Origin of the sequence: Domibacillus iocasae (genome assembly GCF_001750285.1) — a bacterium.
Lineage (GTDB): Bacteria > Bacillota > Bacilli > Bacillales > Domibacillaceae > Domibacillus > Domibacillus iocasae.
In genome coordinates, this window is the sequence record NZ_MAMP01000020.1 from 196,461 (window position 1) to 222,071 (window position 25,611).

The window sequence follows — 25,611 nt, forward strand, 5'->3', positions numbered from 1 at the left end:
CAAAATAAATTTTTAAAATAGCCAAATTTATTTTAACATCTACTTACAAAGACTTTCCTTATTTGTTTAAACTTATTCAAAGTAAGGTATCGCTGTACACCTACAATTATAGTCAGTACCCGGCAACCCAACAGCCGGCGGATCAGCATATTCAAATACCTGTCCTTCCAGCTTGTCGTGCGAATCACGTACCTTTTCATCGTTTGATGTGCTCCACTTAAACTTCTTAACTCCCATTGCCTTGTGCCGTTCAGCAGTCATCTGGCCAAGAATGGAGCCTGTCTGATCCCGGGCAATGAATTTCGCCCGCTTCTCTGACATGCCTGTACGCTGCACCAGCTGATCCCGAATTTCTTTTGGACTGGTACCATTCTTTACGCCTTGATAGATAATGGATTCGATTTTAGGAAAGTATTCATCACGGATGGTGCTGATATAGCTCACATTCTCCGCTATGGACGTTCTCATGAACTCATCAAGCCAAGGCTCAAACTGCGTAGGATCGATGCCTTTCACACGCCCCTGATCCTGCATGTTCTTTTTGTTGAAATTGTTTACGCCATTCACAAAGTTAGAAGCAATGTTCAGGATATTATCAGCGGTAAAAATACCGAGCGATAATCCTTTCATGACCTCAATAGACTGCCTGATTACATCAAGCGGTCCATCAACTCTGTACGATTCATCATCAACACGGTTTCGGTACTCTTTGATCTGCGGCTTAATGCTTTCATCAAACATGCTGAGAGTAACCTTGCCTAGCTCGTCTATGAGCCTTTTAACATTCCGATAATATGAAACTGCTACGGCATCGGGAAAAAGTGTGGGAGGCACTTTCCTAGCCATTCTGACCACGTTCTTTCCAAGCTGAGTAGACTTCTTTCGCCATCTTATCTATATAAGCTGGATCGGCTGCATCCCCGCTGAGCTTCATTTCTTCTGCAAAACCAAACTGACCAAAGCGTGCTTCCCTCACATCATCTGGTGTGTGAACACCATGCGTAATGTAAATTGCATCCGTTTCAGCAGATATCTTCCGAATTTCCGCATCTGTTTTGGCATCTACGGACCACAGAGGATTAAACTTAATTTCCCATTCCAGTGAGTCCGGATCCACGCGGCCGCCTGGTTCATCCTCTGCCCACAAAAGCATGCGGATTATCCGTTCAAGCAGCGGCTTCATTTCATTCTCCTGTGAAGCAGCAATGCGAGAGTAATAGTTCATGACATCGTATTGAGCGCCCGCCAGTGTACCGGCTTCCTGCCCTTTAATAACCGTTTTAGGCATACGAGCGGCACCGGCCAGGTAATCCCATACGAAATCCAGCAGATTATTGATGCCATTTGTATTTGTGGACTCCTTCTTCAACTCCTCGCCTTCAGCAATGATGGCAAGGGCTTCTGTTCGAAACATAAAGTCCATCAAAGTCGTTAATTCTCGTTTATCTTCTTTCGTCAAATCCTCAATGCCTTTTGATTTATATACCTTGAACGTGTAATCATAAAGGATTTGCCCGACGGACCACAGTGAAGTGTCTAGCACCTTAATGATATCGTACATCGGTTCAAGTAATGACTGTCCACGTTCCTCATCTTCCATGCGGCGTGTCTGATCATGCAGGAAGCGAGAAGAGTGAACAATGGTTTCATCCATTTGCGGAACAATGATGCCAGATTTACTGGTGCGCCTACGAATTTTAAACCGTTCAATTTGACCGTACTTCGGACTGAATACATCTTCGTTCGTTAAAAAACTGGTCACTTTCATTCCAGAAAAAGCATGGAGATAATCGATTCTTTTTAATTCGTCCTCTTTCAATTCTGAGGCGAGGGTGAAATCTGTCTTCTGCGTTACACCAAGACTGACAAAGCCATCCCCACGCAAACGCTCGTACTGGCGCATCTTCTTGAATGCATCTTTCACGTTCAAATCAGCCAGTCGGCTCATGATGTCATTGCCTAACTTGTCATTCTCCATGCGCAAGGTGAACCAGCTGCGTGTCATATCCTCTGCGGGAATGTCGATGATGTTTTGAACAATTCTGTTATTCGCATAAATATTAGTGATATCGCCCTCGCTTAACGTCTGCCGAAGTCCAGGCTTTTGGCGGACTAACATATCCTTTTCCCCGCCCTTGCCATGGCCTATCATAAAATCATTTCTCTCTTGCTTCATTTGCTGTTTAGCCATATCCAATCTATTCATTTATTCACCTCCCAGCTAATCGTTTTTGACGTTCGAGCAAGTTGCTTTTTGCTGTCTGAAGCTTATTCAAAGCCTGCGTTGCACTATCGACCATATCGTCATTTTTCCCATTAGGAAAAGCGGTGGCTTCCTCAATGAAGTCATTCACCCAAGGAGCAATAGCTGGATGCGGCAGATACACATTACCAGCTTCCACAAGTGGCGATACTGCATTTGCCCTTACTTCCTTGCCGCCTTCCGGATTGACGGCAATTAACCCGCTGATTTCATCCTGTAACATCTGGATGACAGCAGGTCCGTTTGCTTTATCTTCAATGTATTTGGCTTTAGCAGCTGGCCACTTGGCTGTCAGCTGACGGATAGCCTTCATGGTTTCTGGCAGGTTTAACCGGTCCCGGATCATATCAAGCAAAAAGAAATTCGCCTGCTTTTTGCCCCAGACTTCACCGACAACAAAGTCAGATGTTTTGGTGTCTTTGAAGGTACAGTCCCAAGATTGAGCTTGTTTATCCCATATACGCGGCAGGATCTCTACATCATTTGATAAGCCAAGCTGAGCCCTGGTTGTTTCATCCGGTACGTAGAATTTCCACCAGTGACGATTAAAAATGTTTCCGCCTGCTGGTGAAGGACGTTGTTGAAATAGAGAAGCCCATGTACGGGAACCAACCTCGATTTTTTTGTTTTTTGCCCATTCTTCATCAAATCCAAGCTCAGGGCAAAGCGGCTCTCCCATCTCCCTGCCAAGTGCATCGTCTTCATCCTCTGCAATAGCCGGAAGCCGAAGCCGCTGCCAGTTATAAGGCGACCGCTCAAGCAGTCTCCCAATAATGTCATCTTCATGCCAGCGGGTCATGATGACAATGACAGAGCCTCCTTTGTGCAAGCGCGTTGACAAGGTGCTCTCCCACTCTGCCCATACCTTATCGCGAATGGTACTTGAATTTGCTTCTTCAGCATTTTTAAATGGGTCATCAATCAGCAGCAAGTCTGCACCTTCGCCAGTAATAGAACCTCCGATACCAGTTGCAATCATCCCGCCACGTTTCCCGCCAATCCCCCAGTTATTTTGAGCCGCATTCACAGCCGAAATTTCAACGTCAAAAAGAGCCTTGCCGTATTCCTCTACTTTTTGCCGGTTCAGGCGCCCAAATTTGCGGGCCAAAGAATCAGCATAAGAGGCAGCAATGACTCGTTTATCTGGATTGTTTGCAATGAAATAAGAAGGAAACGATTCTGTCACAGTCATTGATTTACCATGACGCGGCGGCATTTCGATCATCAGGAAACGCTGTTCACCTTTAGCGATAGGCTCAAGTGCATCACAGATGAATTGAGTATGCCGAAAATGCGTATAATTTCCACGATGAACATGGACCACGTAATCACGAAAAGAGCGGCGGGCAAGTTCTTCCCTGGCTAATTTCGCAATCGCTTTTCGTTGTTCAGTCGTCAGAGCGGGCAAGTTTCCTCAACTCCTCTACCGACAGGCCAGAAAGATCAATATTGTTGGTGATCTCGCCGCCATGCTCAATTTCACGCTTGTCTCTCCATTCAGCAGGCTTTCTATTTTTCAGCCAAAAAATTTGAGCGGTTGTATCAGGGGATACCTGCTTAACCACTTTCTTTTCAAGCACTTCTCTTCTCTTTGGAATGGACAAAATAAATAAGTCGCGCTCATCCTGCGTAGCATTCGGATGCGCTTTATTCCAGATGCCTAATTCGACATCCACTTTTAAATCATATTCTTCCTGGCTTAACGGCATTGAAATATAGGTTTCTTCTTCAAATTGATACCCAAGCGCCCGTTTAAGCAAGGCGTTCTCAACCTGACGATCGACAATCTCCTTGCCTCTTTTTAAGGCGTCAGAAATGTCGGGATACTTCTTCTTCCAGTCGTATAGTGTCTGGCGTTTTATCCCCATGTTGTGGGCAATCTGTTCATCAGTTAAGCCGTCTCTGGCCCATCCTTCAATCTGCAAAAGACCTTCTGGAGTGAGCCATTGTTCGAACTTCCCTTTAGCCATCCATAAACACCACCTCCAAATTTATTTTGAACAAAGAAAAAGCATCCCGCAAAGGGATGCTTTTTAATTAGCAAATAATTTTTTTATTACTTCTTCTGCACTATCCATTTTTCTTCCTATTCTTCGAGCAGTATATGTAACAATAGGATTGTTAAAATGGCTAGTCACTCTTTTCTCTGTTTCAATAGATCTTTTCAGCTTAGTAATTTCTTGGTCTAATTTATCCACTGGTAATGTGTAAGAGTCACTTCGATTGTGACCTTGAACTTCGATAAACACATCTGTGAACTGCTCATTCCCATTGTAAATCTTTGCTATATTGCCTTCAAGTGCAACTTGAAATGTAGTGCTTTTATATCTAGCTACTACTTTGTTGGGGAGTTTTTCTATATCGAATCCTTCATCTTCAAAGAACCGAGAAAAGGCATCAAGCAATTCAGATCTTTTTTTAATTAAAGCTGGTTCTACCTTTGCTTGGTACAATTGATTATTTTGAGATTGCAATTGAGAAAATTCTTCTTTCAAGTCTTCAATTTCTCTTATTTTTCCTATATTCATTTATTTCACCTCCTTTTCTCTATACTATAATTCTAGAAAAAAAGACATAATCCTCCAAAAATCGTTTGTCATATTTCTATAAATTAAAAAACACCATTGTAAGACAACTCAAATTTGACAAAAGGAGATAATTTCCTTCACCATACCTCACTAATTCGATGTTATGATTGTTCGGGCGAGGTGAATATCATGGAAACAAAGCAAGAAATTGATTTAAGTGTCACTTACAATATCCTTGAATATCCGGATATTAAAAGCGGGCGTTGTGACAACTGCGATAACGCTCAATTTAAGAGCTCGATTAAAAATGCTATTTTTTTACGCGAATGCCGGAAATGTGGCATGAAGAAAATAATTTAACCCCGCCGACTGGCAGGGTTTATTTTTTTACTCTCTCATTTATATGCCATCTGTACGACAAAAAGCGCCAGTAAAGGCGATTGCCGTTAAAGACGCTTTTCGAACGGACTACATGTTTTTTCTCCAAAAGGGCACAATATGTCCAGGTCTAGAAAGGAGAGAGGATATGAAACGGATTTTAAAAGCCTTCTGCACAGCGTTGTGCATGATTCTAATTACATTTATCACCGCGTTGTTAATCGTAAAGGTACTATAAACGGACGAGGGTGCCCGCCCTCTTCCAACCTTCAGGGTTATTATGCCACATAATATAATAAATATTATAAATTATTTGCACTAATAAACATTATAAAAAGCCTTTTTCACGAAACAAGAAAAAGGCTGCCATTTTTCCGATCTTCAATTTTTCGTTCTGCCCGTTCCAGATACGTCTGGACAGATGATTTACTAAGCCCCAGCAATTCTGCCGTATACTCAAACGTGATTCCTTCCGCTTTAACCAGTGTAAAAACATCCCTTTCACGTTGTGTTAAATCTCCCAGTACATCGTCCAGCAACCATTGCTCATCAGCTGTCAGCTTCTGTTCCTCACTAGCCACTCTATTTGGCACAACCGCTTCAATTAACTTTGGATCCAATGTATAAGCCCCTGTCCTATCTGCTCCCCGTCTTGCATCTGGATTCCGGCCAGACACCATCCACTGAATGGCAAACTCCATTTCGCTGATCATGCTGTTAATGAGCGTTTTATCCTGGAGATCCTGCTCTAACAATTCCGTTTTTGCTTCAATGGCTGCTTTCATTTCCTTTAGCGCTCGTAATGATTGTTTGTATTCGTAAATGAGTGTCCGCATAATCCAGTCCTCCTTTATTTGTAGGCGCCGCCTCTGCCGCGTCGCAATGTCTTCATACTTGTGTTCATCAAATACTTCATATCCCGCTCAGTGAACGATTCTGGTTGTTTGGCGGGCTGTTTCTTCTTCGGCTTTTGCTTTTGTGTCTTCTTTTTCTCCACTGGCATCGGGTTTGTGTTCTTCCACTGCTGCAGCTGCTCTTTCATCGTTTTCATCCCCATCGCTCCTTTTTAGCAAATAAAAAAGGACACCAAACAGCTCACGAATTTTCGTGTCTGTCTAGTGTCCTTCAGATGGCTGAGAGAACTCTATTATGCTTTAACTTTTTTCGCAGTTTTCATGTACTGTTTTTTTAAATCTTTAAAAATGACATCATAATGAACTTCAGATGGAAACGGAAGATACTCTATTCTCACAGGTTTTTCTTCAAAACCTTTGTTTTTAAATTCGTCTACCATTTGATTGTAAAATGTCATCATTAAGAAAAGTAATTTAAATACTTCCTGATGACAAAATAATGGAACTTTTTTAGATATTTTCATGAGCAAGTCATCTTTAATATCTGAAGTTGGTTTTCCATCTAATTTACCATCGATATTTAACTGCTCCAAAATATGCTCTAGTGATTCTCTCATTTGGTGAATAGTAAAAATGGATCTGTGCAGAGTTTTCGGATCACTGAAGTCCTCTGAGAACCTTGTCATTACTTTTTCTCCGTCTCTCAAAAATTTCTCAATATAAATCTTTGAAACTGAAAAGCTTTTGACAAATTCTTGATTGTCCATTAGAACAGTTTTACTAAGCGTTTTGTTTCCGATGTAAAAAGCAGCTATTACACCTACAAATGAACCTATAAAGCCTAAAATTCCATCCGTTGAAAATTCAGGATTAAAAGTAATGTCATTCTTCTTTACCGTTAACATGTAAATAAAGTCTGCTGGTGTCAAAAATCCTCCCCCTCTTCCCGCCTCATCCGCTTCACTTTACCCTGGTGCGTGACGATTTTATATTCTCCATGCGGCGGCAGCTCTCTAAGTTTGGCTTTGCCGTCACAGATCACCACCACACAGCTTCTTGGTATTTCCATTATATCCAATTCTAGCTTCATTGTGGATATATCAATCTCGCATTCTCTCATAGTCGAGAAGCCCCCGTTCTGATAAAATAATATTGTCGATATTTTTTATGAGCCGGGGATTTCTTCTCTGGCTTTTTTGAAACTTTTTATTTTCCCCTCCGTATATAGTTTCATTAAATTTTGGAGGTTAGTTTATGTCATTCCTTGAAGGTCTTTACGAAAACCAAGATGTACGCCTTTCTGTTGGGACTGTTTTAGCTTTAGCAGTTGTAGTCCCTGCTATTGAAATGATTTTTTCTTTTTTAACGCTATTGAACTAAATAAATGTATAAAAGGTTTTAAAGTTGGCGAAAATGTTATAGTTAGTTCCCAAATTCCAACTCCAACAAATCGAAATCATTTCTGCAGCCAGGCTCCCTCGCCTGGCTATTTTTTATGCAAATCCCCATCGTTTCTTAGCCATCTCAAGACGTTCTGGCGTCAAGTCCTGATACTTTGCCAGAATGTGTTCATCATCGATGCCTTTCTCCATAAACCTCACGTACTGTGCCTTACTGAGATTTCCATTTGAGTTAACAGTGCGCTTCGGCCGAGTTTGTTTCTTAGTATTTCGCAAATACACTGGTCGGTTTGATTCAAACTTTTCAAAGCAATAGGCTTGTACTTCTTCTGGCGTCCACTGCTGCTCAATTACTGCTCCACGGTATGCCATATCATTTTTCCTCCCTTATTGGTAATCGACTACTTGATCCGGATAAAACGGGTACCCACTGTTTAGGCTGACTCGCATCGTAATTGGCTGCTTGTTATCCCTGGCTTCCTGAAGCATCTTGCATGCCGTTTCCCAGCTGCATCCGTGAAAGCCTCTGCCATTATCCCATTTTTCATAATTCCATATGGCTAAAACATAGTCGCTCCACCGTGCTGTGCGCCTTTCATATTCAGGACTGCCATATTTGAGCCCTTCACCTTGTACTCCCAGCTCGATTGGACTCAGTACGTCTTCTGGAATAATGGCAGAAATGATGCAATATTTTTCAACGTCATTGCCCATCCACTTTTTTTCTTTGACATTAGCTTTTGTTTCATCGAACACTTGCTTTTCATCCAAAGGCTGTTCAGTAACATCGAAAATCGTCAGCTGCTCCACATTTCCACCGCCGGTCTTGTTAATTCTTCAAACCACTGCTTGTCCTTTGTGAGAAGCGCCAAATCAATGAGCGCTGTTTTGTCCTGATATTCATTAAGTAAGCTGTCTGCTGGTTCTAAGCGATATGATTCAAATAGCGCACGACTCGGCACTAACCATTTCAGTTTACGGTCTTTGATTCTGGCCACTCTCTTAATTTCCACTTGACCCCCGTAGAGGGTAATTGTTGTGATATAGCCAATTACAATATCCTCACCTACTGCGACAGAAACCCACTCTCCTTCCGACATGGCTGCCACCCCTTTAAAATAGTTTCATTTGTTCGAACAACGCTGGTTCTTCTGGTACATCGAAAATGTCTTCCTTAACGACTTGATCAGATACTGTTTCTATTTTTTCGATTTCAGTCTCCTGATCTACTAAACCGAAATTCTCAAACCAGTGAATCGGAAAACAGCCCCGCATATTCGTTAAATCCACATTTGCATAAACATCCACATGTGATCCGGATCCGCGTGCTATAACAAAGTAAGTTTGATCAATCATTTTCTTAGAATGCTCCCAGCACCAAATCAGCTTTGCAGAATAGATTACTTGGCATTCAATAGCATCGGCTCTTTTTGGCGGCTCTGGCTGCCATTCTGGCGTTTCATTTACTTCCTTGATATGAAAGTTCTTCTTTTCATAACAGCCTATGTGTGCGCTTTTCTGTGGAAATCTGGATGCATACACATAATCGGTACCGGCCGGAAAAAGAAAGAATGTTTCACTGGCTGGAAATATTTCCGGATCTACGCATGCTCCTTGCAGCATTTTGCTCCCTCCTTACAACGCATAATGGACGAATTGTTAACTAAACAAGCTAATAAACATTCTTTCTGTATGAAGAATGAAATAACGGTCTTTAGGGTAAATAGAGTTCAAACATGCCTATTCATTTCTTTTTATAATTCTCTTATCTGTTGAAAGTAGGTTAAAAAATGACTTCTAAAAGTATCAAAGTGAGATTAGAAATGCTGCGAGTATCTAAAGACAGTACTATCATTGATACATTCAACAAAAACGGTCTTCCTTTATTGCATGTTCAATATATAGAAAGCGCCAAACCAATACGGATAACTCAAGCTAGCTGTCAAACAACAACATCTTTTAAACGATTAGATGATGCTGCTTCCTTTATTTTAGATTTAGTATCCTAATAATTAGCTTTATTCTCCCTTTAATATGCAAGGGGTTTTTTATACTTGTTTTTCAGTTTTGGTCAAATGCTGATCACCGTTTGCACTGATCCGCAAGATCAAGATGCATTTCCGCCCGCACCAGATTGCCTGCTTTTTCGTGCTTGGCTGCCTGTGCCATGTGGTATTCGTATTTAGACATTATCGCTTCCTCCTCCATCCTGCTTTTGTATATTCCATAATCGTGACTTCCTGTCCGATCGCCTGTTCAAGCAGCTTGCGCCGGAGCGAAAAATCCCTCGAGGCAGGACCGCCTTTCACATCAATAATCTCAGTTCGTCCGCCTTTCCAGTACACTTTAAAATCAGCTGTGTATTTCGCCCCTGCCTTCGTTTTTGAGCCCTTGCCGGAGCAAAGCGAGCAATTGATCTCGCGTTTTGTTTTGATGCTGATTTGGCGCCCTGAGCCTTCACAGCGACGGCATATTACAGAATACGCTGGAATAATATCAAACACCGGTTGCACTTCTACGTTTTCGATGTTCGGGTCAGCAATCAGAAGCTTGTAATATTCAGCCTCTGCTTTGCTGTCGAACACCTTTCCAAAAGCAAATGTCTTCTTTGCGTTCCAGTTACGAGCGCCCATTCACTTCACTCCCACATCAAAAATTGTTTGCTGAAAGTATCCGCTTGCTGCAGCTGGGTTGATCCAAAGGACTTCTTCACGCCGCGCCCCCGCTTCTGCTGAAACATCCATTGTTTCGCGGTGCCAATGCTTCAACCGGTCATCGTAGACAGGATGAGCGTAGCCGGATAACAAGACCGGTCCCGGGTGCTTGTCCAACATTTCTAGCAGCTCAACATGATCATCTAGTGTCATCTCACATTTATAATGCCGTTTTGTTCGTGTTTCGATAATGTAAGGTGGATCCGCATAAATAAGAACGTCTGGTCGCTGATATCGTTCAAGCAATTGAATCGCCGGCTGATGTTCAATCTGTGCATCTTTCAATCGATCAGCAACGAGTAGAATCTTTTCCGGCAGCTTCGTCCAGTCCCTCGCTGTTTTTGGACCATTTGCTGAAATGATGCTGCGCCATCCGGTCCGATCACTTGTTTTTGCACCAATCGCCTGCCAACAACGGATTAAGAACCTCCTTGCATCCTCAATCGAATCGTCAGCAGCTTCATAACTTTCGTAATACTCTTGACGCGACAATGGTGTAAATTCAATCAGCCATGCCAGCTGGTCCGGATGATCACGGATGACTTTAAAAAGGTTGACAACTTGTTCATCCAAATCGTTAATCGTCTCGACAATGGAAGATGGTTTGTTAAAAAATACCGCTCCGGATCCAAAGAAAGGTTCAAGATATGTTTCGTGAGCCGGCATGTGACTGATGATCCAATCAGCCATGCTCCACTTACTCCCGGGGTAATGTAGGATTCTTGGTGTTTTCAACCGTCATGACCTCCTTCACCATAACAGCAGTAACCTTTTCAACCTTAGTCATGCTGTTTGCTTTATATCCAGCAAGCAGCTTCTCCCGCTCCTTGAAAGACGGCTTTTCAAGTCCAGTGTGCTTATTTAAAGCACGTGCCATTTCATACGTTTGTGGTGTGTAGTGATCCATTAGTGACGTACTCCTTTCGCCGTATATTGCCGTTTCTGACCGTTCTGGAATTGGACATCGACTGCTGCTTCCTGCGGATTTGGTGTTACCTTAACGACATTGCCCAAGCTGTACTGGTCACGTTCATTCGGATCAACGACGGCTAAATGCTTGTTGTGGGCAAAGATGAACAGCTTGCGTTCAGCATCTGTTAAATGCTCATATCCTTGAATCGGTGTCATGCTGTCTTCCTCCCTGGCGTTGATAAATAGGTGTCAAACATCCGGCGGCCAGCCATAACTTCTGCTGGATCTGTTTTTCCGTAAGAGACAGTTAATTCAACGAGTAATTCAACCGCATTCAAGACTTTGCCGGTCTTCTCATAATGATTTTTCAGCAATTGATAAACGTTTGAGCGGTTCATGGTTGATTGCCCTTTCTGAAATTATTTGCCTGCGGACACGTTGCAAAGTGCGACGTGAAGCCATTTACGACTTGGCCAGAAGCCGTGACGATTGTTTGCTTTTTCATATCTACTGGCATCGCTTTGCCCGAGTCGGTCTTAATCCATTGAATTTCTGCGCCGCAGCCTCTGCATTTACTCATGCAGCGTCACCGCCTGTTTTTTCTTCCGCTTCAAGCCGAGCCTCTGCTTCTTCCAAGTGCTTTTTAAAAGCCGCGTCTTTTGCCTGCTGCTCTATTTCGCTTAATGGCTTATGCCCTGGCTTCGGCTGAAACATGTACATGCCCGACCCCTGATATATTACTTGGCGCACACTGCTGCTTTGTAAAATAATTGAGTCTTGATTAGACATCCTTCAATCCCTCCAAACGATGATTCAATTCCATTCGGTTGCCCTTGATCACGACGGTGAAGCTTTTGCTCATTTCGCTAATTCGTGTGGCCAGTGCTTCGTCTACTTCCACCAGCTCATGAATTGTCAGTTCTGATGAAACCATAATAGGCAGGTGATTTAAGTAGCGGTAATTCAGCACATCGTACATTTGCTCAACCTGCCAGTCGGATGCTCGCGGGACCCGCTTCACTGGCTTGAATAGGTCATCAATAAACAGCACGTCCGCTTTTTTCATGCGTTCCAGCTTCTCAGTAAGCAAATTGAAATCATCACGCAGTTCCTTTGTGCCTTCGATGTACGGGAAGTATTGAACTGACACCCCTTTTCGATCAATCAGATTGTTCGCAACAGCGGTCAGCAGATGTGTTTTGCCAGCTCCCGGCTGCCCCAACAGCGAAATGCTGTTTTCACGCAGTGACCGGACATTATCAAACTCGGAAAAGTACGACAGTGCGCATTGCTTTGCCTGTACAACAATTGGATGCTTGCCTTCGATCCGGAAATTTTGAAACCGGAGCTTTCTAAATTCGTCCGTAATGTCACTTGATTTCATCAGCCGCTCACGTTTTCGCCGCTCCACACATTCACATCGTATAGAATAAGTTTCACGCCACTGCCATGCTTCTTCTGGCTGGCAGACCTTCATGTCCAGAAAGTCTGCCTCCAACACCATACTGTCAGGTACAAGTGTTTTAACACCGGGTACCTCGTTCCATTCCGTGTCTTTATGAACCCTATAGATAATCACTTGCTTGTCCTGGCACTTGGGACACTTCACGTTTTCCTTTGCCAAGCCAGCCGACGGCACCATTTGTAAGTGAGTCTCGCTTAAGTGGCTCAGGATGTCCGTTATGCTGGTGGTACTGGGTTTGGGAATTGCCATGCTTACCCACTCCTTTGCTGTGTTCAAATTCAGCTTCTACAGCTGCTACATCATCTAGTGTCTTCACATTGTTTTCACGCCAGTTTTTAAGAATGCCAGCACAATAACGCCATGTTCGTTTTCCGCTGGTTAAAGCAATCTTCATGGACTCGATCACCAGCTCTTCGCCAAACTCGTCAACGGCGTAATTGATTTCCTGAGTCAGATAAGGTGTTTCTGGTCCAAAGTTATTTTGGTAAAAAGAAGAGACATTTTGTTGTTGGGAAAAGAGACGACGACTGTCTGCATTTTGTTCTTCTTGTTGTTGTTCTTTTTCTTCTTCTTTTTCTTCTTCTTTTTCTTTTTCTTTTTCTTTTTCTTTTTCTTCTTCTTTTTCTTCTTCTTGTCCCCGTATCGTGGACGTATCGTCAAAACCTTGATTTAACGGCATTTGCATATTTTTGGAATCTTCGTTTTCGTTTTTTTCACGACTCGTGGACGTATCGTGTAACGAGTCGTAGTACGTATCGTAAATTTTTTTGATTTCCGGCTTTTCAATTCGCTCTGCAACGAATGGAATAAGCTCGGGATCCTTGACCATTTTCAACTCTGCTCGCACACAATCCATGACCGGCTTACCGCCTTTATTGAAGTTGAAACGACCCCAGTTAAGAATGGCAATCTCACGCGTTTTTTCACTGTATTTAATAATCTTGTGATGATCTGTAAAGCGCTGGAGCAGAGAGTTAATGCTTTCAATCGAATAACCCATATCAAACGCCATCTGCTTTTTCGTAATTTGATAAATGCCGATCTGTGTTGTATTGCCGTTTGTCAGGAGATAAAGAAAGAAATATCTGTCCTCCGGCGTCATTTCCTCATTTACTTTCGGGTCATCCCAAAATGCGGTATGAACCATTCTAAATTTCGCCACTGCTGTTCACTCCCTGTTGTTTTGTTTAATCAATATTCCGTATTTCTTTTCAATCCGCATCAGCTGCAAATCCGAATGGACAGAGCGGAAATAACTCCGCACCCACCGGATATAATCATCTTTGCTTTTCGCTTGCCGTCGGATAAATGACGGGATTTCCATTTTGTACTCTAGTTGCCCTTGCCGTTGTCTGGCTGCCTCGATCGCCTTAAACACTTTTTCTTCGCGTGAAAGAGTGGTCATGGTTATCACCGTTCAAATGGAAATTCTTCTTGCATGGCGTTAAAATCAAATTCATCAAAGTTCATCTCATCAACAGAAGGTTTCTTCTGCCCTTCCTGCTCTCTTGGCTCCTCCGGAAGCGGTGGCTCTGTTATTTCTGTATATTCAGCCTCAATGGCTTCTTCCTGCTTCTTCTTTGGCTGAGGCGGCTGATGAAATTCTACAAACCGTTTTAATCCTGTTAATTGCTGCAGGGTTAATTCTTTAGCCGGCTTTTCAAACTGCTTCATCGCCAATGACTCAACATCATCACTGGACATCGATTTTGCTTTCATTAAATCCTCGATCTCTTTTTCAACTTTTGTTCTTAAATCTTCTTCGCTGGCTGATTCATTTTCATCGATGATGATCTCTTTACGCTGTGTTTCACGGACGTTTTCCTGTACCGAATCCCTTACACCATCGATGGTATGATCATCGATATCAACCCCAAACTGAGCTTTAAGCGCCCGTTTCATGACGTGCTTTTTGAACATGTCATTGAAATTCGATTTCCAGAGCGGGTTTCTGCCTTTTTCCATATTCGATACTTCTGACCGGTCCATGAAGATTACTTGATCCGGCGCTCCCTTTCGTTTGGCGATAGCATAAGCAGCAACCGCACTCCCTCTAATCGGTAAAGCAATTTTGTGTTTCAAAATTTTAAATTCGCCGTTGACCAATTCTGCTTCAAAATTTTCGACTTCATTTTCGCCAACGATTTCAGCAGAAGCAGTAATGTAATCTGGATGCTTTCTTGCCAAATAATGAATGCCATCAACACTGATCTGAATGTTCATTGTTCCGTTGTATGGAATGGCGTAAATATGATTCATAAACGGATTTAAACCGGATGCGGCGCACGTTTGGATGTATAGGTTAAACTGCGCATCATTAATGCCTTGCGGCGCCAGTGTCTGCTTTAATGTGGCAACTTCACCACGGGTCAACGTGCCAGCTACAATTTCATTCGAAGACTTTTGAACAGCTTTTTCAGTTGTCATTAAGAAGCAACCTCCTTGATTTCGTCTTTGATCTCTACTTTCAACTCACCGGCTTTTACTTTGGCTGAAATAAGCTGTCCTGCTGGCGCTGTATATTTTAGAATCGATTCTGCGTTATCAATAAACGTTGGGATGATTAATTCGGACTGCTGGCTCAGCACTTCCACCATTTCAAGACCACATTTAATCTTTTCGGCTGTTGAAAGTTTGCTGTATGGCTTGCTGTCCATTTCAATCTCGAAGGTTTCTTTCATTTCGCCATTTTTTAGCTTTTCGAATAACCGTACTGAAATGGTGGTAAATAGGCTGTCTACTTTCTTTACCATGACTTCTGCCTGTTTGGTTCGGAATATCTTAATGCTGTCGATCAGCGCCTGTGATTCATTCCGTTCTTTCAGGACATGCGCTTTGTTTTCAGCAGCCAGTGAAATCTCTGTTTCTAACCGGCCGATCCGAGCAGCTGCATCACGTTTTGCCATCAGTGAGTATATACGTTCATCCAATTCAGCACTTTTCTTGCGGGTATCGATCATTTCAACTTCTTGCAGTTCTTCAAGTTGTTTTTTCATTTCGTTTAGTTCAGCCTGCAGCTGCTTCCCATGATCAACACCTTCGGAAAACCGTTTTTTCATATCCTGTTTCACTGCATCGATTGCATCTTCGTTTAAGCCTTGTCCGCATGTCCGGCAGTTTTCTTCAATTGGTTCCTTCTTGATGGCTTCCAGAGCCGCCATTTGCTTCATTGCTTCTTCCCGCTTAAAATCGATCTGTGCTAAAAGAGAGTTTCTTTTCTGAATAACAGCAGAAGCCTTATGATATTGTTCATCTAATGAATCCCGTTCTTTTGCGAGTGAATCAATTTCCGCTTTAATGGCATCAAGATCGATTGGCTCTTTGCCCTCCAGCTCTTTTTCAAGCTGCTCTTTCAGCGTGGCCAGACGTTCATCAGCTTTCGTGTACTCTACATCCCGCTTCTTGAACCGTTCCTTATGAACCTTTTCCAAATCATCAAGCGAATGCTTCTTCAAATGTTCTTGTAGAAGCTTGGCCTGCAATTCGGCCATTTCAGCAAACACTTCGCTGTTTAACGGTTCATCCACATACCGCAGTACCTGGGTGCGTTGCTCTTTCCAGTTCTGTGTGAAGAAGTAAATTGGATTAAACATGGACAGGAACAAATCCTTGTCAAAAATGGCTTCAATGGCTTCATTAAATTCCGTTGCTTTGACTGGTACTTCATTAAGGTGGTATTTCGTTGTTTTGTTTTGGGAGCGGGAAAGAATCATCGCTTTCCCATCTACCAGCATTTTGACGGTGGCGACTGTTTCGGTGTCTGGCTGATCAATGGGCCTCGGATCAAGCTTGCTGCCCATTTGATCTGTTCCGTATAGCAGCCAAGTGACCGCGTCACCGATGCTGGACTTACCAGCACCGTTGCGCCCGTAAATGTTTGTGATCGCGCCCATGTTAGATGAAAACTCATTGTGATTCTTGAAGTTTTCCATCTGAATATGTTCAAAAGTGATTTCCACTTAAATCCACTCCCTTGATTCAGTTTTAAATGTGCAGTACAATGGGTGTATCTTATAAATTTCTAACGGCCCGCCTCCTACAGCGGGTTTTTTCATGCTTTTGTAAAACGAATCCCTTTTACTTCGATCAAGTAATCTTCCAAACTCTCAAGACGAATGACTTCGTTGTCTTCAGTGATTACAATTTCTTCACCGGCGAAGTATTCATTGCCGAAATAATCAGTGCCTTCTGGCTCTTTCTGCATATCTGCTGGATAACCTGTTTGCATGATTTGTGTAATTTCTGGATGTTCCACATTCATCGCTCCTTATCCTAATTTTTTCACTGGGTCCATCGGGATCTGCCGGATCTTGCCCGTTTGACGATGCTCAAGCGTGTACATATCATTTACTTTCTTGCAGATCAGCCAGTTGTTCGGATTCAAGTTATAAGAGGTAATGACCGCTTTTTCAGCGCGTGTTGGATTCTTTCCTTGCTTCATGCTTTCACCTTCTTTCTGATGGCTGAAGCCCATCAACCGCGACCGGAGCCCACAGGCACAGGGGTAAGCCCACTCCGATCGCCGTTGACGAGCACCGAAGTGCCCACCTAAGAAAAATATGTGTTATAATATCTGTAGAATAATTAGCTGTTGATTCGACGTCTGCACTCCACTGCAGGCGTTATTTTTTTGCATCTTCTTTGTACCGGCCCCATACACCTCGGCAAATCCAGCCGATTCCACAAAGAGCCATACCAGCGATTGTTAAATTAATAGTTTGTGCTGCATCAAACACCCAATACATGACGTTTCTTCACCACTTTCGCTTTTATTCCTTGCTGATTAAGTCTTTGGACGATCACTTGATATGGTCGACGACGTTTCCTTGGCTTGTCCTTTTTCTTCATGCTTTTCCTCCAGCGATCTGTTCTTTATTTACGTATCCACGGCTTATTAACTTGTTGTAATGCTTTTGCCAGACATCTAGATAACTAATGTCTGCTTCCTCGCAAACGACAGCTAAAAAGTGTTCAATGCCCGTCACAACATCTACTAACTGTACAAGTGTTTCTTCTAAATCCTGCCGGTCAAAAGATGTGATAAAAGATAAATGATTGGACATGCAGCACTTTTCTAGAAAAATCTTCGCTTCTTCAAGTTCTTCAAGCAGCTTCTCTTTCGTACTGGACCTATGCAGATCGACTCTCTTGCCTTCTAACCGAACAGGACCTGTTCGGGTATATTCATGACGGACAGCCATTGCCAGCCAAGCATCATCCTTTTTACTTATGATGCTTCGAGATATGTCAGGCGGAATCTTTGCCCGCCCTGTTTCATACGCCGAGACTGTTTCTCTTGATATTTGATGTTCTATTGAGAGTTGCAGTTGTGTCTGTTCGCCACGCGCCTCTTTTAATGCACGGCCAATATTACCTTTTGCCACTGACTTTTCCTCCTTCATTTACCAATCTTTTGTCTGATGCATAGTACAATAAAATTAGATAACACTCCTGAAAGATTTATTTTCTTCTTTCGACCAGGAGGACTGCGTTTTTACCCATGCCATAAGCTCGTCATAAATGAAGTAAGGCTTGCCTTTTTCAACTGTTCGCATGACTGGGAAGTCCGGACGATTAAGCAACTCATCCATTTTAAAATCGCTCTTGATGCGAAGAATTTCTTTTGCTTCTTGCTTGTTTAAAATTTCTGGATGGCGCTGCGCTTCAGCCAGTTCTTTAACTGCCGATTGGATGCTTTCTTTCATTAGATGCTGAAGTTGAACACTGACCTGCTCGACTTGTTCATCCGTTAAAGTAATATTGATTTGCATTTAAACCACCGCCTTTCGTGGCACCCAGTTTTCAACGTAGCGGATTGCTGATTGCAATTCTTTCTGTTTTACGTCTTTATAGGAGGAAACTCCGAATCGATCTTTAATTTCACGATGTAGTTCTTTAAACAATCGCGGTCGTACAGCTGGATCAGATTCAAGTTCGTACACTTTAATCGCAATGCCCTTTTGTAAGCGGCGTTGTTCGCCAGATGTGAGCGTGATCTGTTCCTCCACCTTTGTCTCAAGTTCAGAAATTTTTAAGGAGTGCGTATTAACCACTTCTTGAATTTGATCTTGGCGTTCTGCCGTTTCGATTGTGAGCTTCATCGATTGGATTAGGGATGTCCGTTCATCAAGGACATGGACGTTGTTACGAAGTCGCTCTTCCATCTGATTAAATTCTCGAATAAACTTTTCTTTATATTCAGCAGCAGTTTTTCCGGTGTATCCCATAACCAGGAATGCTAACCCATCACGTTTAATCAAATACTTTTTATATGTGCGGTTACGATCATCGGTGTAATCGATCTCCGCAAAATTGTGGAGGTTAAATCCTTCACTGCAATCAAGATTCCTAATGTCCCGTAGCACAGTGTCATGACGTTTTCCGAAAACTTCTGCGACTGTTAAACTGTCTGTAAGTGCCTTGCCATTTTGGATGAAAACAAGTTGATTCACTTTAGTTCCTCCTATCCGCAATATGTCGGTATTTCTGTAAGCAATCGACAAAACTCTTTTTTGTTCTCTATTAAGAATATTTAATTCTCAAATAGGAACAATGTTTTGACAGCGAATTTCGCCGTTTATGGAAGGTGAGGCCTGAATCGCCTCTATTTTTGATCACCTTCCTTTCTTAGCTGACTTCCTTCTTTTCGATAAGTTTTGTATCACCACTGTCAAAAAAAAGATCTGGAAACAATTCTTTCATACTTACTTTGAAATATTGTTCGTACTTAATCATTGTTTTACGGCCAGGATTTACATTGCCTTTTTCGAGCTTTCGTACATAAATTGTTGATATGCCAAGATCTTCTGCTAACTCTTCTTGAGTAAATCCTTTTCCGATTCTGAGTTTTATAAGCAGCTTACGCTCCAAAACTTTCAACTCCTTTCCGATAAATTATTTATCGTATTTAAAATATATCCGATAAATTTTGTATCGTCAATAATTATTTGAAAACTTTTTTATCATAGATACAAATTTTATCGCTGATTGTCTATAATTAAGGATAATGAGGTGAGAATACTTATGGAAAAAGCAAAAATTCTTGGAGATAAATTAAAAGCATTACGAGGAAAAAGAACACAAGAAGAAGTAGCAAATGCTATAGGTCTTTCGAGAGCTCGGTATTCTCATTATGAAAACAATAGAGTAGAACCGGATATCGATATCTTGGTAAAGATTGCTGACTACTATAAAGTATCCGTTGATTATTTAGTAGGACGCCCCGCAATACCAAATCCAGAACTTTCTGAAGAAGATCAAAAAATGCTTGCCTTCTTTAACGATCCAGAAACCGGATTGTTTTTTCGTGAAATGAAAGAAGCGCCAGAGGATCAGCTTGAGGAAATGCGGCAAATCTGGGAAGTGTTAAAAAGAAGAGGATTAAAATGAACACGCTTAGGCGTGTATTATTTTTATATATTAGATGGGACTTTTTTCTTTATATGTTTGAAACAACTAACATTGAGAGGTGTAACCATAACTATGCACACTTATGAATTTAAGCATGGTGGCAAAACGACTGTAACAATTGATTCAGATTTTATTCGCATTGATCGCAAAGGCCTTTTTAACAAATCTTCCGGACTAAAAGGCGAGAAGTCACTGAAATTAGATATGATAACCAGCGTTCAACTAATTCCCGCTTCCGCTATAAAGGGTGGTTTCTTGCAGTTCAGCATTCCTGGAAGCAAAGATGTAAAAGGAATCTATATGTCAGCAGATGAAAACACTGTGATGTTTTCAAAAAAAGAACAACATATGGCTGAAGAGGTAAAAGGGATTGTAGAAGGAAAAATTCAGAGAAAAGAAGCGGCTGTCTCTTCTCCAAACAGCTCCTCCCTTTCTGTTGCTGACGAGTTGAAAAAACTGGCCGAACTAAAAGACGCCGGTATCTTGTCACAAGAAGAATTTGATGCGCAGAAGAAGCTGCTTCTTTAATCTTTATTTCCGCAATATTCAAATGTAAAAAGAGAACTATAAACAGTTTTTGAGAATGTTAGATTAAAAATAGAAAAGATTAATAGAAAGGATTAGATAAATTGAAAATTGTCAAAATTATTTTGCTCGCTATAGCGATTTTATTTTCACTGCTTTTATCAGTCGTTAGCCCCTGGGCATTAATTGGTCTTTTGCTTATTCTGTTAGGCATCTTTGCCGCAGGACAGAAAAAGCCATTTGTAAAAAGACCTATATGGCTGATTATTATTGGCCCTATCGTTTCTCTGATACTTGCTATGATCTTTGTCCAGCCACCTTCTGAAACAGCACAGCAGCAGGTACAGGAACAGCAAAAAGAGAAGTTAGAAGAAAGAGATGCTAAACTAGCCGCTGCAGAAAAAGAGGCGGCTGAAACAGAAAAAGCTCTTGAAGAAAAAGAAAAAGAATTAGCCTCCAAAGAAAAGGAATTAGCTCAGAAAGAAGCTGAGACTAAAAAAGCAACCGAAGCAGCCGCTGAGAAAGAAGAAGCTGCCAAAGCAGTCGCTGTAATCGAGAAAGATAATGGCTTTATCGCCGCAACTGTTCTTTCTGTCACAGATGGAGACACTATCAAAGTAAATATGGATGGCAAAGAAGAAACTATCCGTCTTATTTTAGTCGATACCCCTGAAACAAAGCATCCACAAACCGGTGTACAGCCCCTTGGAAAAGAAGCTTCTGCTTTTACAACTGAACAGCTGTCCGGTAAAGAAGTTGAAATCGAGCTCGGCGTTGAAGAGCGCGATCGATACGGCCGCCTTCTCGCTTACGTATATGTTGGTGACAAGATGTTCAATAAAATACTGGTTGAAGAAGGACTTGCCCGTGTCGCTGTTTACCCACCAAACACCAAATATTTGGATGAACTTGAAGTTGCACAAGCAGCAGCAAAAGATAAAAGTATCGGCATTTGGGAAGTTGAAAACTATGCCACTGAAGACGGGTATGACGCTACTGTTTATGAACCGGAGCCGGAGCCGGAACCTGTAGTAGTAGAAGTAGAACCTGAGCCAGAACCAGTAGTTGAAGAGCCTGTTGCGCAAGTAGAATCATTCCAAAATTGCACAGCGTTAAGAGCTGTTTATCCAGACGGCGTGCCAGCCGGTCATCCAGCATATGATTCAAAACATGACCGTGACAAAGATAATTACGCTTGCGAAAATTGATATTACAAGCTACCCTTTTAATTTAGGGAAGTTCATTATTAGGATGAAACCTCTTATGAGGATTTTCATATAATTATAATTTTAGGAGGTTTTACTGATGGGATTGTTTGATATGTTTAAAGGTGACGACGCAAAAAACGACAATGGAATGACCCCGCACTTTGCTTTTGCAACATCTTTGCTGTATATGATGGGTTCTGATGGTGAGTTTGACAATGAGGAAATCGGTCAACTCCTCGCTGTTTTAGGTGGTAAGAGTAAAAATGGCAAGATCATGGTTGGTGGTAATAACGATGATTTAATGGATAAAGCTATTAAATATATACGCCGCAACTCTATCGATCAATTCCTAAAAGAAGCTGCACCAGCTTTAACAGATGCTCAAAAAATGTGCATCCTAGTAAACATCGTCGATTCATCTTTAGCTGATGGTGAATCTGAACGCGAAGAACAAGAGATGTTTGGTAAATTCTTATCTGCCTTTGGTATTTCAGAAGAGCGTTTCACTCCATTCTTTGAAGTAATTGTTTTGAAGAACGATCGTTCAGTGTTTACTGATCAAAACCATGCTAAAAATAAACCAGGTTTCGAAGTAGAATTATCTATGCCGAAATAATTGTCGAAAAACTTTCAAGCTCTCCCTTCTACGAGGGGGAGTTTTGTTGTATACTCAAAAGAACATATATTCCCACTATTGTAAATTGGAAAAGAGGCAGCCATATGACCTATACAAAAACCCACCTTGAAGATTTTGTTGAAGCGCTCTATCGAAACATGAATATTGATAATCCTGAAGATATTGATATGGAATTGATCGCTCACCGACTCGGTATCGTTATTGATTATGTAGACGCTCCAAGCAAAAGCGTTTATGCTGCCGGATTCGTGGTGATTTTGGTCAACAAACAACTTCCTCCCCCGCTCCAATGGCAAGACTTCGCTCATGAGCTGGCCCATGTGCTGCGCCATGCCGGCAACCAAAACCTTCTTCCGTCTGGTTTACGCATGATGCAAGAATGGCAGGCAGATCATTTCGCCGCCTATTTCTGTGTACCTGGTTTCATGCTTGAGAAAATCCAATTTCCTCCTTCTCTAGAAGAAACTATTTTGATAGTTTCAGAGAAATTCAATGTAATGCCGTGGTTTGCGGCAGCAAGGTTTAATCAGTGGTTTAACCGCTTCTTTTTTTAACTTCAAAAAGAACGTATATTCTTTTGGCGCAAGGTAATATTTACATTACTATTTCAACTTGTTTTCTTGATTGAATTTACCGTTTAATTAGACTATTCCCCTCTTTTTTACCACTGTGTTTGGAGAAACGATTAGCATAATATATCAAAGGAGGAATTATATCATGAGTTATTTAAAGAAAGTAGATGCAAAAAATAAGCAAGGTTATGCATGGAAATGTACAGCTGAAGGTCCGCGCGATCCTATCACCGGCAAACGACGCCAAATAACAAGAAGAGCTCTTACCAAAAAAGAAGCACAGGCTAAGGTAGACGAAGCAATCGAGGAAATGATTAAGCAGGACAAGCGTGGGATCGGTTCGGACGTGCAGGATATGACAGTGCGACAACTCTTTGATCAGTGGTTTAACCTGGTTATGAAACATCGGTTAAAGGAAACTACTCTCTCCAGCTATATGAATACAATGCAGCGTCGTGTAATTCCTGTCATGGGGGATGTCCGGGTGTCTGCGTTAAATGCAATGTTTTTGCAGAAATTCATAAATGATTTAACTGAAGAGGAGCTGTCTCCACGTTATATTGAGTACGTTTCCACCGTTCTTTATGGCGCACTTGAGGCAGCAAGGAAATGGAATGTAATTGATGTGAATCCGTTAAGTGATGTGGAACGACCACGTCCACGAAAAGTCATCTATCCTACCTGGTCACGGGATGAAGCTCAACAATGTTTGAGTACTGCTCTTCTCACCAATTTGCGTATGTACACGATTATCAGTACAGCTTTTAAAACGGGAGCTCGCCGTGGTGAGGTTCTTTCATTAAAGTGGTCTGATATTGATTTTGAAAATAAAGAAATTAATATTGAACGGTCTTTGGTGTATGACAAAAAAGGCTTCCGGTTTAATACACCGAAAACCAAAAGTTCTGTCCGTAAAATAAAAATCGGAGACTCCCTCATTTCAGACTTAAAAAGATGGAAGGCTCACCAAAATGAATTGAAAATGATTCATCGAAGAATTTTCGTCGAACATGATCTGGTGTTTACCACGGAAACGGGAAAACCCATTTATCCGAGAACAATGACTTTTATGTTTAACCAAGTTATAAAAGAAGCCGGCGTACAGAAAATTCGTTTTCATGATCTGAGACATACACATGCGACATTATGTTTAGAGTCTGGCATGTCCTTAAAAGAAGTACAAGATCGACTTGGCCACGGAAACATCCAAACGACCGGAAATGTCTATGCACATGTCACAGATAACATGAAAGAAAAATCAACACAGCTATTCGAAGATTACATTTCCAAAATCTAAAAAATGCAGAGAATGTGGTCAAAATGTGGTCAACTGACCTCTTCCTTGCTTCAAAACCTTATTAAATCAACTCTAACACTGCTACTGCCTCTACATGCACCGTTTGGGGAAACATATCCACCGGCTGCACTTCACGCGTCTTATAGCCTCCATCTTCTAATACCCGCAAATCACGTGCGAGTGTCCCCGGGTTGCATGATACATAAACAACTTTCTTCGGCTTCATTTTTAAAATCGTATCCAATAACGCTTCGTCACAGCCTTTACGCGGCGGGTCAACAACGATAACGTCCGGCTTAATGCCTTGCTTGAACCAGGCCGGGATCACTTCTTCTGCTTTGCCCGCTTCAAAATATGCATTTGTGATACCGTTTAGCTCTGCATTTTGTTTTGCATCTTCAATCGCCTGCGGAACGATTTCGACGCCATACACCTGCTTCGCTTTTTGAGCGAGGAACAAAGAAATAGTACCGATACCGCAGTAAGCGTCGATAACCGTTTCTTCCCCGGTCAGGCCGGCATACTCCAGTGCTCTGTTATACAGTACTTCTGTCTGCACCGGGTTGACCTGGTAAAATGACCGAGCGGAAATGGCAAATTTGATGCCCCCGATCGTATCGTAAATAACATTTTCTCCGTACAGTGTCTGTGTTTGACTGCCAAAAATAACGTTTGTTTTATCTGGATTTACGTTTTGAACAATTGATGTAATGCCTGGAATGGCAGCGCGGATTCCTTCCACGATAGCGTCTTTGTTCGGCAGCTCATGTGTGCGCGTAATCAAAACAGCCATTTTTTCACCGGTTTGGTAACCGATCCGTGCCATAACATGACGCAATACACCTTTATGGCGCTGTTCATCATACGGCATGACGCCGTGTGCCGCGCAGACATCTTTCACCTTTTGAATGATCGCATCACTTTCTTCGTGCTGGATCAGGCATTCGGTCATATCAATGATCTCATGCGAACGTTTTTTATAAAAACCCGCGACAATCCGGCCGCCTGATAATCCGACTGGCACCTGCGCTTTATTCCGGTAACGCCATGGGTCATCCATGCCGAGCACCGGGTGAACCGGCACATGCGGCAGCTTGGCGATCCGGTCAATTACATTGCGAACCTGGTTGTATTTCATCTCCATCTGCCCTGTATAAGACAAGTGCTGAAGCTGGCAGCCGCCGCATTCATCGTATACCGGACAAGGCGGCTCCACTCGTTCCGGTGATGCCTGCTCAAGACGGATTAGTCTTGCAAATCCGTATCCCTTATTTAATTTCGTTACTTCAATTTCCCCTGTTTCACCCGGCAGAATGCCTTCTATAAATAACGGATAGCCGTCAACTTTCGCTACCCCTTTTCCCTCATGTGTTAAATCAGCAACCGATACGTGAACGGTTTCTCCTTTTTTGACCGGAGCTTGAATCTTTGCCACAATTACATGCCCT

At 42.1% G+C, this 25,611-nt stretch carries 40 protein-coding genes; 8 read left to right on the top strand and 32 right to left on the bottom strand.

Annotated features, from left to right (window positions below):
* Positions 1-72: 72 nt before the first annotated feature.
* The 5 genes from BA724_RS07915 to BA724_RS07935 form a co-directional block, all read right to left on the bottom strand.
* On the bottom strand, positions 73-741 hold the full coding sequence (locus BA724_RS07915; protein WP_169818527.1) for a phage head morphogenesis protein: 669 nt from the start codon (positions 739-741) through the stop codon (positions 73-75).
* A 97-nt stretch (positions 742-838) separates the two neighbouring features.
* Positions 839-2,206 (bottom strand): anti-CBASS protein Acb1 family protein, encoded by a 1,368-nt coding sequence (locus BA724_RS07920; protein ID WP_069938123.1) that lies wholly within the window; start codon positions 2,204-2,206, stop codon positions 839-841.
* 4 nt (positions 2,207-2,210) lie between these two features.
* Entirely contained in the window at positions 2,211-3,671 is a 1,461-nt protein-coding gene (gene terL, locus BA724_RS07925; RefSeq protein WP_069938124.1) for a phage terminase large subunit, read from the bottom strand.
* Entirely contained in the window at positions 3,652-4,233 is a 582-nt protein-coding gene (locus BA724_RS07930) for a hypothetical protein (RefSeq protein WP_069938125.1), read from the bottom strand. The genes terL and BA724_RS07930 overlap by 20 nt, the downstream gene beginning before the upstream one ends.
* Before the next feature lie 63 nt (positions 4,234-4,296).
* The gene (locus BA724_RS07935) at positions 4,297-4,791 is read right to left on the bottom strand and encodes a hypothetical protein (RefSeq protein ID WP_069938126.1); all 495 of its coding nucleotides are present in this window, start codon (positions 4,789-4,791) and stop codon (positions 4,297-4,299) included.
* A gap of 189 nt (positions 4,792-4,980) precedes the next feature.
* Here BA724_RS07935 and BA724_RS18600 point away from each other — a divergent pair, with 189 nt between their 5' ends.
* Entirely contained in the window at positions 4,981-5,151 is a 171-nt protein-coding gene (locus tag BA724_RS18600; RefSeq protein ID WP_169818528.1) for a DUF8096 family protein, read from the top strand.
* Positions 5,152-5,513: 362 nt separating this feature from the next.
* Here the strand turns inward: BA724_RS18600 and BA724_RS07940 are convergent, their stop codons facing one another.
* The 4 genes from BA724_RS07940 to BA724_RS07955 form a co-directional block, all read right to left on the bottom strand.
* Positions 5,514-6,005 (bottom strand): sigma factor-like helix-turn-helix DNA-binding protein, encoded by a 492-nt coding sequence (locus tag BA724_RS07940; RefSeq protein ID WP_069938127.1) that lies wholly within the window; start codon positions 6,003-6,005, stop codon positions 5,514-5,516.
* Positions 6,006-6,019: 14 nt separating this feature from the next.
* Complete coding sequence (locus BA724_RS07945; RefSeq protein ID WP_069938128.1) at positions 6,020-6,220, bottom strand: hypothetical protein; 201 nt, start codon at positions 6,218-6,220, stop codon at positions 6,020-6,022.
* A gap of 96 nt (positions 6,221-6,316) precedes the next feature.
* Positions 6,317-6,952 (bottom strand): hypothetical protein, encoded by a 636-nt coding sequence (locus BA724_RS07950; RefSeq protein WP_069938129.1) that lies wholly within the window; start codon positions 6,950-6,952, stop codon positions 6,317-6,319.
* Entirely contained in the window at positions 6,949-7,143 is a 195-nt protein-coding gene (locus BA724_RS07955; RefSeq protein ID WP_069938130.1) for an XtrA/YqaO family protein, read from the bottom strand. Before BA724_RS07955 ends, BA724_RS07950 begins: the two co-directional genes overlap by 4 nt.
* A 134-nt stretch (positions 7,144-7,277) precedes the next feature.
* On the opposite strand from BA724_RS07955, the gene BA724_RS19025 reads away from it, so the two are divergent.
* On the top strand, positions 7,278-7,403 hold the full coding sequence (locus BA724_RS19025; protein ID WP_281182000.1) for a hypothetical protein: 126 nt from the start codon (positions 7,278-7,280) through the stop codon (positions 7,401-7,403).
* 113 nt (positions 7,404-7,516) lie between these two features.
* On the opposite strand, the gene BA724_RS07960 is transcribed toward BA724_RS19025, so the two are convergent.
* The 22 genes from BA724_RS07960 to BA724_RS08060 all read right to left on the bottom strand — a co-directional run bounded on the left by BA724_RS07960 (position 7,517) and on the right by BA724_RS08060 (position 19,384).
* On the bottom strand, positions 7,517-7,795 hold the full coding sequence (locus tag BA724_RS07960; protein ID WP_069938131.1) for a hypothetical protein: 279 nt from the start codon (positions 7,793-7,795) through the stop codon (positions 7,517-7,519).
* A 15-nt stretch (positions 7,796-7,810) separates the two neighbouring features.
* Positions 7,811-8,233, bottom strand: a complete 423-nt coding sequence (locus tag BA724_RS07965) for a hypothetical protein (protein WP_069938132.1) — start codon at positions 8,231-8,233, stop codon at positions 7,811-7,813.
* On the bottom strand, positions 8,221-8,523 hold the full coding sequence (locus BA724_RS07970) for an IDEAL domain-containing protein (protein ID WP_069938133.1): 303 nt from the start codon (positions 8,521-8,523) through the stop codon (positions 8,221-8,223). The genes BA724_RS07965 and BA724_RS07970 overlap by 13 nt, the downstream gene beginning before the upstream one ends.
* Positions 8,524-8,536: 13 nt before the next feature.
* Positions 8,537-9,046 (bottom strand): hypothetical protein, encoded by a 510-nt coding sequence (locus BA724_RS07975; RefSeq protein ID WP_069938134.1) that lies wholly within the window; start codon positions 9,044-9,046, stop codon positions 8,537-8,539.
* A gap of 566 nt (positions 9,047-9,612) precedes the next feature.
* On the bottom strand, positions 9,613-10,056 hold the full coding sequence (locus tag BA724_RS07980) for a DUF1064 domain-containing protein (RefSeq protein ID WP_069938135.1): 444 nt from the start codon (positions 10,054-10,056) through the stop codon (positions 9,613-9,615).
* Complete coding sequence (locus tag BA724_RS07985) at positions 10,057-10,872, bottom strand: DNA adenine methylase (RefSeq protein WP_083256138.1); 816 nt, start codon at positions 10,870-10,872, stop codon at positions 10,057-10,059. It lies immediately after the preceding gene.
* Positions 10,835-11,044: a hypothetical protein gene (locus BA724_RS07990; protein WP_069938137.1), complete on the bottom strand. Its 210-nt coding sequence runs from the start codon at positions 11,042-11,044 to the stop codon at positions 10,835-10,837. Before BA724_RS07990 ends, BA724_RS07985 begins: the two co-directional genes overlap by 38 nt.
* Positions 11,044-11,265: a hypothetical protein gene (locus BA724_RS07995; RefSeq protein WP_069938138.1), complete on the bottom strand. Its 222-nt coding sequence runs from the start codon at positions 11,263-11,265 to the stop codon at positions 11,044-11,046. The genes BA724_RS07990 and BA724_RS07995 overlap by 1 nt, the downstream gene beginning before the upstream one ends.
* Positions 11,262-11,447, bottom strand: a complete 186-nt coding sequence (locus BA724_RS08000; RefSeq protein WP_069938139.1) for a hypothetical protein — start codon at positions 11,445-11,447, stop codon at positions 11,262-11,264. The genes BA724_RS07995 and BA724_RS08000 overlap by 4 nt, the downstream gene beginning before the upstream one ends.
* A complete protein-coding gene (locus BA724_RS08005; RefSeq protein WP_069938140.1) occupies positions 11,444-11,629 on the bottom strand; it encodes a hypothetical protein in 186 nt (61 codons plus the stop codon). Before BA724_RS08005 ends, BA724_RS08000 begins: the two co-directional genes overlap by 4 nt.
* The gene (locus BA724_RS08010; protein ID WP_069938141.1) at positions 11,626-11,838 is read right to left on the bottom strand and encodes a hypothetical protein; all 213 of its coding nucleotides are present in this window, start codon (positions 11,836-11,838) and stop codon (positions 11,626-11,628) included. Before BA724_RS08010 ends, BA724_RS08005 begins: the two co-directional genes overlap by 4 nt.
* The gene (locus BA724_RS08015) at positions 11,831-12,691 is read right to left on the bottom strand and encodes an ATP-binding protein (protein ID WP_083256139.1); all 861 of its coding nucleotides are present in this window, start codon (positions 12,689-12,691) and stop codon (positions 11,831-11,833) included. The genes BA724_RS08010 and BA724_RS08015 overlap by 8 nt, the downstream gene beginning before the upstream one ends.
* On the bottom strand, positions 12,615-13,676 hold the full coding sequence (locus tag BA724_RS08020) for a DnaD domain-containing protein (protein WP_069938142.1): 1,062 nt from the start codon (positions 13,674-13,676) through the stop codon (positions 12,615-12,617). Before BA724_RS08020 ends, BA724_RS08015 begins: the two co-directional genes overlap by 77 nt.
* A 248-nt stretch (positions 13,677-13,924) precedes the next feature.
* Positions 13,925-14,941: a RecT family recombinase gene (locus BA724_RS08030; protein ID WP_069938144.1), complete on the bottom strand. Its 1,017-nt coding sequence runs from the start codon at positions 14,939-14,941 to the stop codon at positions 13,925-13,927.
* Positions 14,941-16,473: an AAA family ATPase gene (locus tag BA724_RS08035; RefSeq protein WP_069938145.1), complete on the bottom strand. Its 1,533-nt coding sequence runs from the start codon at positions 16,471-16,473 to the stop codon at positions 14,941-14,943. Before BA724_RS08035 ends, BA724_RS08030 begins: the two co-directional genes overlap by 1 nt.
* A 92-nt stretch (positions 16,474-16,565) precedes the next feature.
* Positions 16,566-16,769 (bottom strand): YqaI family protein, encoded by a 204-nt coding sequence (locus BA724_RS08040; protein WP_425389008.1) that lies wholly within the window; start codon positions 16,767-16,769, stop codon positions 16,566-16,568.
* Positions 16,770-16,781: 12 nt separating this feature from the next.
* On the bottom strand, positions 16,782-16,955 hold the full coding sequence (locus BA724_RS18605) for a DUF6906 family protein (RefSeq protein ID WP_169818529.1): 174 nt from the start codon (positions 16,953-16,955) through the stop codon (positions 16,782-16,784).
* Between the two features lie 181 nt (positions 16,956-17,136).
* Positions 17,137-17,259, bottom strand: a complete 123-nt coding sequence (locus BA724_RS19030) for a hypothetical protein (protein ID WP_281182001.1) — start codon at positions 17,257-17,259, stop codon at positions 17,137-17,139.
* A gap of 99 nt (positions 17,260-17,358) precedes the next feature.
* Entirely contained in the window at positions 17,359-17,898 is a 540-nt protein-coding gene (locus tag BA724_RS08045; RefSeq protein WP_245676171.1) for a helix-turn-helix domain-containing protein, read from the bottom strand.
* 54 nt (positions 17,899-17,952) lie between these two features.
* Positions 17,953-18,285 carry a hypothetical protein gene (locus BA724_RS08050; RefSeq protein ID WP_069938148.1) on the bottom strand — a complete coding sequence of 111 codons (333 nt, stop codon included), beginning with the start codon at positions 18,283-18,285 and terminating at the stop codon, positions 17,953-17,955.
* Entirely contained in the window at positions 18,286-18,966 is a 681-nt protein-coding gene (locus BA724_RS08055) for a Rha family transcriptional regulator (RefSeq protein WP_069938149.1), read from the bottom strand.
* A gap of 175 nt (positions 18,967-19,141) precedes the next feature.
* Positions 19,142-19,384, bottom strand: coding sequence for a helix-turn-helix domain-containing protein (locus BA724_RS08060; protein ID WP_069938150.1), 243 nt, complete (start codon positions 19,382-19,384; stop codon positions 19,142-19,144).
* A 168-nt stretch (positions 19,385-19,552) separates the two neighbouring features.
* Between BA724_RS08060 and BA724_RS08065 the strand changes: the two genes are divergently transcribed.
* The 6 genes from BA724_RS08065 (at position 19,553) to BA724_RS08090 (ending at position 24,163) form a co-directional block, all read left to right on the top strand.
* On the top strand, positions 19,553-19,903 hold the full coding sequence (locus BA724_RS08065; RefSeq protein ID WP_069938294.1) for a helix-turn-helix domain-containing protein: 351 nt from the start codon (positions 19,553-19,555) through the stop codon (positions 19,901-19,903).
* Positions 19,904-19,960: 57 nt separating this feature from the next.
* Positions 19,961-20,452, top strand: coding sequence for a DUF4429 domain-containing protein (locus tag BA724_RS08070; RefSeq protein WP_245676173.1), 492 nt, complete (start codon positions 19,961-19,963; stop codon positions 20,450-20,452).
* Between the two features lie 101 nt (positions 20,453-20,553).
* Entirely contained in the window at positions 20,554-21,657 is a 1,104-nt protein-coding gene (locus BA724_RS08075; RefSeq protein ID WP_069938152.1) for a thermonuclease family protein, read from the top strand.
* 97 nt (positions 21,658-21,754) lie between these two features.
* Complete coding sequence (locus BA724_RS08080; RefSeq protein WP_069938153.1) at positions 21,755-22,273, top strand: tellurite resistance TerB family protein; 519 nt, start codon at positions 21,755-21,757, stop codon at positions 22,271-22,273.
* 104 nt (positions 22,274-22,377) lie between these two features.
* Positions 22,378-22,848 carry an ImmA/IrrE family metallo-endopeptidase gene (locus BA724_RS08085; RefSeq protein WP_069938154.1) on the top strand — a complete coding sequence of 157 codons (471 nt, stop codon included), beginning with the start codon at positions 22,378-22,380 and terminating at the stop codon, positions 22,846-22,848.
* 163 nt (positions 22,849-23,011) lie between these two features.
* The gene (locus BA724_RS08090; RefSeq protein WP_069938155.1) at positions 23,012-24,163 is read left to right on the top strand and encodes a tyrosine-type recombinase/integrase; all 1,152 of its coding nucleotides are present in this window, start codon (positions 23,012-23,014) and stop codon (positions 24,161-24,163) included.
* 61 nt (positions 24,164-24,224) lie between these two features.
* Here the strand turns inward: BA724_RS08090 and rlmD are convergent, their stop codons facing one another.
* Positions 24,225-25,598, bottom strand: a complete 1,374-nt coding sequence (rlmD, locus tag BA724_RS08095) for a 23S rRNA (uracil(1939)-C(5))-methyltransferase RlmD (RefSeq protein ID WP_069938156.1) — start codon at positions 25,596-25,598, stop codon at positions 24,225-24,227.
* Positions 25,599-25,611: the final 13 nt, after the last annotated feature.